Source organism: Mesorhizobium sp. dw_380, assembly GCF_018588885.1.
Lineage (GTDB): Bacteria > Pseudomonadota > Alphaproteobacteria > Rhizobiales > Rhizobiaceae > Mesorhizobium.
Genome location: NZ_JAFFIW010000167.1, coordinates 1 through 270, shown reverse-complemented (window position 1 = coordinate 270; position 270 = coordinate 1). Strand labels below are relative to the sequence as shown.

The following is a 270-nucleotide window of genomic DNA, read 5'->3' as shown; positions in this document are numbered from 1 at the left end:
ACCCGCTGAATACGTCAAGATTTGCGACGTCTATGGCGCTGGCTACTTCTACATCCCCGGCACCGAAACCTGCCTGCGCATCGGCGGCTATGTCCGTTACGACATCGGCGTCGGTGACCACGGCTCCAACGATGGCGTCAACAACGTTCCGGACCACATGAACGCCGGCGACAGCCACGACACCTACTACAAGCAGGCTCGCTTCACGCTGAAGACCTGGACCGGCCAGGAAACCGAACTCGGCACCTTGAAGACCTACACCGAAACCCG

General features: G+C 60.0%; 1 protein-coding gene. It reads left to right on the top strand.

What is annotated here, in order from left to right; genetic code table 11:
- A partial coding sequence (locus JT360_RS33390; protein WP_214477755.1) for a porin occupies positions 1-270 on the top strand: 270 nt, incomplete at both ends.